The sequence below is a fragment of the Rugamonas sp. genome, from assembly GCF_025354735.1.
In the GTDB taxonomy this organism is placed as follows: domain Bacteria; phylum Pseudomonadota; class Gammaproteobacteria; order Burkholderiales; family Burkholderiaceae_D; genus Rugamonas.
This window is the reverse complement of the sequence record NZ_JANXMI010000209.1, coordinates 1-9397: the sequence shown is the minus strand read 5'-3', so window position 1 is coordinate 9397 and position 9397 is coordinate 1. Positions and strand designations below refer to the sequence as shown.

The following is a 9397-nucleotide window of genomic DNA, read 5'->3' as shown; positions in this document are numbered from 1 at the left end:
GTTTCGAGAGGGGCATTCGAAACCGTGGTCTGACCCCGATGGTCGCCGGCCGGCCGCGACGCCACCGCGGAATCCGCGCGCATCGGGCCGCGATCGGTCTTGCCGCGCAACAGTAATAGAACCGCACCTCTAACTCCGGCGTTACAGTTTGACTTTTATCACCGGGTGGATAATAGTACGAGCGTTCGCAATTTTTTTCACACGGAGCGCTCAGCTGGAGGACAATGATTTTCCCTCCATTGATCGACAACTTGGTGCATTCTTATAAATACCTCTATCAAATTCATGCGCAAGGGTGAACTGACGCGCGCCGCCATTCTGGACGTGGCGCTCGACCTGGCCAGCCGCGACGGCCTCGAAGGCCTGACCATCGGTTTGCTGGCCGACAAAATGAACATGAGCAAATCCGGCGTGTTCGCCCATTTCGGCTCGCGTGAAGACTTGCAACTGGAAGTGCTGAAGCTGTATCACCACCGTTTCGAGCAAGAAGTGTTTTTCCCCAGCGTCAAGGAGCCGCGCGGCCTGCTGCGCCTGAAGTCGATGTTCGCGCGCTGGGTCAAGCGCGTCAGCGTCGAAGTGGCGTCGGGCTGCATCTACATCAGCGGCGCGGCCGAGTACGACGACCGCCCCGGCCCCATCCGTGAAGAGCTGATGGCGATGGTGCAGGCGTGGCAGGGCGCGTTGCTGCGCTGCGTGCGCCAGGCCATCGAATGCGGCGACTTGAAGGCCGATACGGACGCCGCGCAACTGGTGTACGAGATGTACGGCCTGATCCTGGGACTGCACCACGATGCGCGCTTCCTGCGCATGCCGGGCAGCCTGGACCGCGCCGGCATCGGCTTCAACCGCCTGATCGACACGTATCAAAATCCGCAGCACGCAGCCGCAGTCAATTCAGTGAAATAACCCCGGCGCGGTCCGCCGCCGCCTACGTCAAAAAATTTTAGCTATACGCCATCAGGAGAAAATCATGGGTCAATACGTCGCGCCAATCCGGGATATGCAATTCGTGCTGCACGAGTTCTTGAACGTCGAAGAAGAACTGAAGGCGATGCCGGACTACGCCGATGTCGACGCCGACATCATCAACCAGGTGCTGGAAGAGGGCGCCAAGTTCACGTCGGAAGTGCTGTTCCCGCTGAACCATTCGGGCGACCGCGAAGGCTGCCACCACGACGCCGCGACCCACGCCGTGACCACGCCCAAGGGCTTCAAGGAAGCGTACAAGCAGTACGTGGCCGGCGGCTGGGCCGCGCTGGCCTGCGATCCCGAATACGGCGGCCAGGGCCTGCCGGTGGTGCTGAACAATTCCTTCTACGAGATGCTGAACTCGTCGAACCAGGCCTGGTCCATGTACCCCGGCCTGTCGCACGGCGCCTACGAGTGCCTGAAGGAACACGGCACGCCGGAACAGAAGGCCGTCTACCTGCCGAAACTGGTGTCGGGCGAGTGGACCGGCACCATGTGTTTGACCGAATCGCACTGCGGCACCGACCTGGGCATGCTGCGCTCGAAAGCGTTGCCCGAGGCCGACGGTTCGTGGACCATCACCGGCAACAAGATCTTCATCTCGGCCGGCGAGCATGACATGGCCGAAAACATTTTGCACCTGGTGCTGGCCCGCGTGCCGGACGCGCCGGAAGGCTCGAAAGGCATCTCGCTGTTCCTGGTGCCGAAGTTCCTGCCCAACGCCGACGGCACGCTGGGCGCGCGCAACCCGATCACCTGCGGCGCCATCGAAGAAAAAATGGGCATCCACGGTAACTCGACCTGCCAGATGAACCTGGATGGCGCCAAGGGCTGGATCATCGGCCAGCCGAACAAGGGCCTCAACGCCATGTTCGTGTTCATGAACGCGGCCCGCCTCGGCGTCGGCATGCAGTCGCTGGGCCTGACCGAGATCGCCTACCAGAACGCGCTGGTCTACGCCAAGGACCGCATCCAGATGCGCAGCCTGTCCGGCGTGAAGGCGCCCGAGCAGGCGGCCGACCCCATCATCGTCCACCCGGACGTGCGCCGCATGCTGTTGACCGGCAAAGCCTACGCCGAGGGCGCGCGCGCCTTCTCGTCCTACGTCGCGCTGCAGATCGACCGCGAACTGCACCACCCGGACGCGGACGTGCGCAAGGAGGCGGCCGACGAAGTGGCGCTGCTGACGCCTGTCATCAAGGCCTTCATCACCGACAACGCGTGGATCGCCACCTCGGACGCGATGCAGGTCTTCGGCGGCCACGGTTACATCAGCGAGTGGGGCATGGAGCAGTATGTGCGCGACGCCCGCATCAACATGATTTACGAAGGCACCAACACCATCCAGTCGCTCGATCTGCTGGGCCGCAAAATCCTGGGCGACAACGGCGCCAAGCTGCGCAAGTTCGGCGAGAAGGTGAAGAACTTCGTCGAGGAAAACGGCACCGATGAAGCGATGAGCGAATTCATCACGCCGCTGGGCGACCTCGGTGACAAGGTCTCCAAGCTGACCATGGAAATCGGCATGAAGGCGTTCCAGAATCCGGACGAAGTGGGCGCGGCCTGCGTGCCTTACCTGCGCGTGGTCGGCCACATGATCTACAGCTACCTGTTCGCGCAGATGGCCAAGATCGCGCTGGCCAAGGAAGACAGCGGCGACACTTTCTACAAATCGAAACTGGCGACGGCGCGCTTCTACTTCGGCCGCCTGCAACCGGAAACCGCGACCCTGATCCGTCAGGCCCGTTCCGGCGCCGCCAACCTGATGGCGCTCGACGCCGACCTGTTCTAAGCCGCGCCCACTTCAACGCGAAACAATAAAGGAATCGACATGAGCAATTTCATCGTTAAAAAAGTAGCCGTCCTGGGCGCCGGCGTGATGGGCGCGCAAATCGCCGCCCACTGCATCAACGCCAAAGTGCCGGTCGTGCTGTTCGACCTGCCGGCCAAGGAGGGCGCCAAGAACGGCATCGTCCTGCGCGCCATCGAGAACCTGAAAAAGCTGTCGCCTGCGCCGTTCGGCAACAAGGACCACGCCGCCCTGATCGAAGTGGCCAACTACGAGGACAACCTCGACCTGCTGGCCGGCTGCGACTTGATTATCGAAGCCATCGCCGAGCGCATGGACTGGAAACACGACCTGTATAAAAAGGTCGCGCCGCACATCGCGCCGAACGCCATCTTCGCCTCGAACACCTCGGGCCTGTCGATCACCACGCTGTCCGACGGCTTCGACGCCGACCTGAAGGCGCGCTTCTGCGGCGTCCACTTCTTCAACCCGCCGCGCTATATGCACCTGGTGGAGATCATCCCGACCGTGTCGACCAGCCCGGAAATCGTCGACCAGCTCGAAGGCTTCCTGACCACGACCCTGGGCAAGGGCGTCGTGCGCGCCAAGGACACGCCCAACTTCATCGCCAACCGCGTCGGCATCTTCGGCATGCTGGCCATCATCCACGAAGCGGAAAAATTCGGCCTGTCGCCGGACGTGGTCGACGACCTGACCGGCGCCAAGCTCGGTCGCGCCAAGTCGGGCACTTTCCGCACCGCCGACGTGGTGGGTCTGGACACGATGGGCCATGTCATCAAGACCATGCAGGACAACCTGGCCGACGACCCCTTCTTCGGCGTCTACAAAACGCCGGCGGTGCTGGCCAAGCTGGTGGAAAAAGGCGCGCTCGGTCAAAAGACCGGCGCCGGTTTCTACAAAAAAGTCGGCAAGGAGATCCAGCGCCTGGACTTCGCCACCGGTGAATACGTGGCCGGCGGCGGCAAGGCCGCCGACATCATCGCCCGCATCCTGAAGGAAAAGGACCCGGTCAAGAAGATGAAGGCGCTGCGCGAGTCGACCAACCCGCAAGGCCAGTTCCTGTGGGCGATCTTCCGCGACGCTTTCCACTACATCGCCATCCACCTCGACACCGTGGCCGACAACGCGCGCGACATCGACTTCGCCATGCGCTGGGGCTTCGGCTGGAACGTCGGCCCGTTCGAAACGTGGCAGGCCGCCGGCTGGTCGCAGGTGGCATCGTGGGTCAAGGAAGACATCGACGCCGGCAACGCGCTGTGCGGCGCGCCTTTGCCGGCCTGGGTGTTTGAAGGTCCGGTCGCCGAAAAAGGCGGCGTCCACACACCGCAAGGTTCGTACTCCGCGATCTCGAAATCGTTCGTGCCGCGTTCCACGCTGGCCGTCTACGAACGCCAGCAATTCCGCGCGCCGGTGTTCGGCAGCGGCGTCGCCGACGGCAAAACCGCCGGCACCACCGTGTTCGAGGACGACTCGGTGCGCCTGTGGCACTCGGGCGACGAGGTGCTCGTCATCTCGCTGAAAACCAAGATGCACGTCATCGGCCAGGGCGTGATCGACGGCTTCAAGATGGCCTTGGCCGAAGCCGAGAAAAACTTCAAGGGCCTGGTGATCTGGAGCGCCGACGCGGCCGACGGCGGCGCCTTCTCGGCCGGCGCCGACCTGCAATCGGCACTGCCCGCGTTCATGCAGGGCGGCGCGAAAGCGGTCGACCCCATCATCAGCGAACTGCAAAACACCTTCATGAAAATGAAGTATTCGAACGTGCCGGTGGTGGCCGCGGTGGCCGGCCTGGCATTGGGCGGCGGCTGCGAAATGGCGCTGCACTCGTCCAAGCGCGTGGCGTCCATCGAGTCCTACATCGGTCTGGTGGAAGTGGGCGTGGGCCTGATCCCGGCCGGCGGCGGCCTGAAGGAAGCGGCCGTGCGCGCGTTCAAGGAAGCCAAGGGCAACGACATCCTGCAATTCCTGAAGACCGGCTTCACCAACGCGGCCACGGCCAACGTGTCGAAATCGGCGCTCGAGGCGCAGGCCATGGGCTACCTGAAAGAGGACGACGTCATCGTCTTCAATCCGTATGAGCTGCTGCACGTGGCGAAGGTCGAGGCGCGCGCCATGTTCGACGCCGGCTATCGTCCGCCGCTGAAAACGCCGGTGCAGGTGACGGGCCGTTACGGCTGGGGCACCATCAAGGCGCAGCTGGTCAATATGCGCGACGGCGGCTTCATCTCCGCGCACGACTTCAAGCTGGGCGAGATGATCGCCGAGATCGTGTCGGGCGGCGACGTCGATCAGGGCAGCATGGTCAACGAGCAGTGGTTCCTCGACATGGAGCGTAAAGCCTTCCTGGAGCTGCTGAACCATCCGAAGACGCAAGAGCGGATCATGGGCATGATGCAGACCGGGAAGCCGGTACGCAACTGAGCGCTACGCAACCAAGCCACGTCTCCGCTCTCACACGCAGAATATTTAGGAAAACAGACACCATGAGCAAACAACTTCAAGACGCTTACATCGTCGCCGCCACCCGCACCCCGATCGGCAAGGCGCCGCGCGGCATGTTCAACAAGACCCGCCCGGACGACCTGCTGGTGCGCGTGCTGCAATCGGCGCTGGCGCAGGCGCCCGGCCTCGATCCGGCGCTGATCACGGACGCCATCATCGGCTGCTCGTTCCCGGAAGCGGAGCAGGGCTTCAACATCGCGCGCCAGTCGGTGCTGCTGGCCGGCCTGCCGAAGACCGTCGGCGGCGTCACCATCAACCGTTACTGCGCGTCCGGCATCACGGCCATCGCCATGGCCGCCGACCGCATCCGCGTCGGCGAGGTCGACGCCATGATCGCCGGCGGCGTCGAATCGATGTCGATGGTGCCGATGATGGGCCACCATCCGTCGATGAACCTGAATATGTTCACCGACGAAAACGTCGGCATGGCCTACGGCATGGGCCTGACCGCGGAGAACGTGGCCAAGCAGTGGAAGGTCACGCGCGAACAGCAGGACGCGTTCGCGGTCGAGTCGCACCGCCGCGCCATCGCCGCGCAGCAGGCCGGCTACTTCAAGGATGAAACCACGGCGGTCGAGATCATCACCCGCACGCCCAACCTGGCCACCGGCCAGATCGACGTCAAGACCCGCACCGTCGACACCGACGAAGGCGCGCGCGCCGATTCGACCATGGAATCGCTGGCCAAACTGAAGCCGGTGTTCGCGGCCAAGGGCTCGGTCACGGCGGCCAACAGCTCGCAGATGTCGGACGGCGCGGGCGCGCTGCTGATCGTGTCGGAGAAATTCCTGCGCGAGCATAACCTCACGCCGCTGGCCAAGTTCTCCTCGTTCGCCGTGCGCGGCGTGCCGCCCGAAATCATGGGCATCGGTCCCAAGTTCGCCATCCCCGACGCCTGCAAGGCGGCCGGCATCAACCAGGACCAGCTGGACTGGATCGAATTGAACGAAGCCTTTGCCGCGCAGGCGCTGGCCGTGATCGGCGACCTCGGTCTCGATCCCGCCAAGGTCAATCCCATGGGCGGTGCGATCGCGCTCGGCCACCCGCTGGGCGCGACCGGTGCGATCCGCGCCGCCACCGTGATCCACGCGCTGCGCCGCAATAACCTCAAGTACGGCATGGTGACGATGTGCGTCGGCGCCGGCATGGGCGCGGCCGGGATTTTCGAACGCGTATAACAGGGCGAAGAAGGGTAGAAAACTTCGCATAAAAAAAGGGCGCCGCGGGATCTCCCGGGCGCCCTTCTCATTTGGAGATGACATGGATATTTTGAGCAGCAAGGCCGGCGGCGTATTGACGATCGAATTCAATCGGCCGGAACGCAAGAACGCGATCACGTCGGCGATGTACCAGAGCATGGCCGACGCCATCAACGACGCCGAGCGCGACCCGGCCGTGCGCGCCATCCTCATCGTCGGCAAGCCGGAAATTTTCACGGCCGGTAACGACCTCGAAGACTTCATGAAGACGGCGCGTCCGGACGACGGCTTGAGCATCGAAGACCGTCCCGTGTTCCGCTTCATGATGGCGCTGAGCGGCGCCACCAAGCCGGTGGTGGTGGCGGTGGCTGGCGCGGCCGTCGGCATCGGCACCACGCTGCTGATGCATTGCGACCTGGTCTACGCGGCCGACAACGCCAAATTCTCGATGCCGTTCGCGCAGCTCGGCCTGTGTCCGGAATTCGCATCGAGCCTGCTGCTGACGCAGATCGCCGGCTACCCGCGCGCGGCCGAAAAGCTGATGCTGGGCGAGGCCTTCCTGGCGCAGGAAGCGCTGGACATGGGACTGGTATCGAAAGTGCTGCCGGCCGCCGACTTGCTGGCCTTCGCCCAGGGCCAGGCCGCCAAGCTGGTCGCGCTGCCGGCCAGTTCCGTGCGCGCCACCAAGCAGCTGATGAAGGCGGGCCGCAACGACGCCGTCCGGCGGGCCATGGTCGAGGAAAATAAATTCTTCGGCGCCATGCTGTCGGCGCCGGAAGCGAAGGAGGCCTTCACCGCCTTCTTCGAGAAGCGCAAGCCGGATTTCAGCAAGTTCAATTAAACGATGAGGTCGTGTGAAGCGAGGCTTAAAGTTTCACAAAAGATGAGATTAGTGTCACAAAAGATGAGATTTTTCTCATAAAAGATGAGATTCGTCCCATCATTTAAGTTCAGCGCTTCTCCTCTGAGAAGCGCTGACTATAGTCCGAAAAATCCTATTTTGCAGTGCAACCACGCCATTTCTATCACAGGCTACGTCAGGGCCGAGACGGGTTGAGTGGTGGGTTATTGATTTGGTTGGAGCCCATCCCCTTACCGGAGCAATTCAACGAGCTTCAAGTAGCTTTTTCCGCATTCCGTAGCTGCGCGCGAAATGCCAGCAAAGTCTTGATCAAGATCTGAATTGAGTATTCTCATCAAGCCGGACAGTCGTTCTCATTTCAATCCGGACAGCGGTTCTCACGTCAAACCAGCCCGTGATTCTCGTGCCCGGACATGCTGGCCACCATCCCGGCGCCGACGCCCAACATCGAGCCGCCGGCCGGCGATCAGCACCAAGTCAACCAACATCGGAAGCAGGGACCTGCGGCGTGCCTGGCGACCGCAGGCGCTGATCGGAGATCCACGTCACCAGCTGCTGGCCAGCATGCCTCCGCCGGCGCGATATCGAGTAAGTACACTCATCACTGCCTCCACCTGTTCTCACTGAACGCCGCCACTCGTTTTCATGGGTATCGCCTAGCGCTCAACCGGAGCTGCGGCCATCAACCTGTGGCTGGCGAAGGACAGCTGCCGCCCCAAGCGGTCCTTACTGGCCCTCAAAAGCAGCCGTTCACCGTTTGAATTCAGCGGGTGCCATTGGTAATCCGCTGCAATCATAGTTTATGCCGACTATTCATCGGTGAGGCTTGCCTTAATGAAGTCATCAATAGGTTTGGACTCTGATAGTTTCTGTTCAATCTTCTCCGCTGCTGCGGCCTTGTTTGCAGAAACGTAGGAAAGCGCATTGGCTCGAAGCAGAGGTGTGCCGGCAAACTTTGCGGTGGCGACCCCCGTTGCAGACCAAGCTCCCCAACTCGCTGCTTTCTTGATCGCGATGATCAACTCAAACGCCTGTTCACCGGATAACAAGACACTTAGGGCCTGATCAAGCGATTCAACTGCATTCGAGAAAGCATTTGCAGTTGCATAATCCGATGATCCCGCCTTGGCTAGCAATAGTGGAAAGTAGAGCGAAAGCAATGAAGGCTTGTCTTGAACTAATTTGACAACGAACTTTGAGTGGGCACGCTTCTCGAACAGCGCCTCCAATTCGGACTTGAAGGTTGTGACGAATTGACCTTCGGCTACTGCGGCCGCAATTGATATAAGTGCGGTGGTCGGATGAGCTAGTTTGGATTCGCTAACCGCATTGGTGGTGTCAGCAATTTTCTTGGCAAGCACCGCGCGAATGCGATTGACGGTAGTCTCATTGAGACCAACAAAAATTTTCCCATTCGCCGACAGAACCTGTGTTATCAGGTCCTCGTAACCATTGTCGTCCGCCTTGGGCGCAATAAGCTTCGCCTGCAAGGCAGAGATTGTCGCCAGCTTGTCGTGCGTAGCTATGCCCACCAAGAAGAGACTTGAGTTATTTTTGATTGATGTTTCTGACGATGCGACGGCACTGACAAGTTTGGCCACAAGTTGTGGTATTGCCTCATCATGGAGGTTTTTAGTTTCGTCTCCGACAACGCTCTTGATATCTGAGACGACGATACTGGGGAAGAAGTTGGTGTTCTTTAGTCTTGAAATCAGCTCGTCGACTAGCTGAGTCGTCGAAAGAATTGGCTGAGAAAGAAAACGATTGATAGTCTCGAAGAAGATGAATCTAGCTTCCTCCGGAGATGGTTTGTGACCTGAAGGATGCGCAGACTTATTTCTCAGAGTACGCAGTGTGGTCAAAAAGGACGAATCGAGTCCAGATATTAGGTCTTGGGGGAGTGTCAGGATTTTCGTGTGTCCGAAGTCATCTAGCTAATTTCAATGCTTCGTTACAGGTGCGCCGTAAAGCGCTCGGCGAACAGAATGGCGAATTGGTTTTTCGCGGCACGCCAAGTGATGGCTGGCATTTTCCAATTTTTCGCGATGTTGCGCA

6 protein-coding genes are annotated in these 9397 nt (G+C 60.8%); 5 read left to right on the top strand and 1 reads right to left on the bottom strand.

Annotated features, from left to right (window positions below; genetic code table 11):
* Nucleotides 1-285: 285 nt before the first annotated feature.
* The 5 genes from Q0S71_RS16660 (at nucleotide 286) to Q0S71_RS16640 (ending at nucleotide 7321) form a co-directional block, all read left to right on the top strand.
* Nucleotides 286-906: a TetR/AcrR family transcriptional regulator gene (locus Q0S71_RS16660; RefSeq protein WP_295998070.1), complete on the top strand. Its 621-nt coding sequence runs from the start codon at nucleotides 286-288 to the stop codon at nucleotides 904-906.
* 64 nt (nucleotides 907-970) lie between these two features.
* The gene (locus Q0S71_RS16655; protein ID WP_295998067.1) at nucleotides 971-2761 is read left to right on the top strand and encodes an acyl-CoA dehydrogenase C-terminal domain-containing protein; all 1791 of its coding nucleotides are present in this window, start codon (nucleotides 971-973) and stop codon (nucleotides 2759-2761) included.
* 39 nt (nucleotides 2762-2800) lie between these two features.
* A complete protein-coding gene (locus tag Q0S71_RS16650; protein ID WP_295998065.1) occupies nucleotides 2801-5200 on the top strand; it encodes a 3-hydroxyacyl-CoA dehydrogenase/enoyl-CoA hydratase family protein in 2400 nt (799 codons plus the stop codon).
* A gap of 62 nt (nucleotides 5201-5262) precedes the next feature.
* A complete protein-coding gene (locus Q0S71_RS16645; RefSeq protein WP_295998063.1) occupies nucleotides 5263-6459 on the top strand; it encodes an acetyl-CoA C-acyltransferase in 1197 nt (398 codons plus the stop codon).
* Nucleotides 6460-6541: 82 nt separating this feature from the next.
* Nucleotides 6542-7321: an enoyl-CoA hydratase gene (locus Q0S71_RS16640; RefSeq protein WP_295998061.1), complete on the top strand. Its 780-nt coding sequence runs from the start codon at nucleotides 6542-6544 to the stop codon at nucleotides 7319-7321.
* Between the two features lie 830 nt (nucleotides 7322-8151).
* Here the strand turns inward: Q0S71_RS16640 and Q0S71_RS16635 are convergent.
* Complete coding sequence (locus Q0S71_RS16635; RefSeq protein ID WP_295998060.1) at nucleotides 8152-9204, bottom strand: hypothetical protein; 1053 nt, start codon at nucleotides 9202-9204, stop codon at nucleotides 8152-8154.
* Nucleotides 9205-9397: the final 193 nt, after the last annotated feature.

Coding starts and splice junctions, on each gene's coding strand:
- Q0S71_RS16650 (WP_295998065.1), top strand. CDS start 2,801: ATGAGCAATTTCATCGTTAAAAAAGTAGCCGTCCTGGGCGCCGGCGTG.
- Q0S71_RS16655 (WP_295998067.1), top strand. CDS start 971: ATGGGTCAATACGTCGCGCCAATCCGGGATATGCAATTCGTGCTGCAC.
- Q0S71_RS16645 (WP_295998063.1), top strand. CDS start 5,263: ATGAGCAAACAACTTCAAGACGCTTACATCGTCGCCGCCACCCGCACC.
- Q0S71_RS16640 (WP_295998061.1), top strand. CDS start 6,542: ATGGATATTTTGAGCAGCAAGGCCGGCGGCGTATTGACGATCGAATTC.
- Q0S71_RS16660 (WP_295998070.1), top strand. CDS start 286: ATGCGCAAGGGTGAACTGACGCGCGCCGCCATTCTGGACGTGGCGCTC.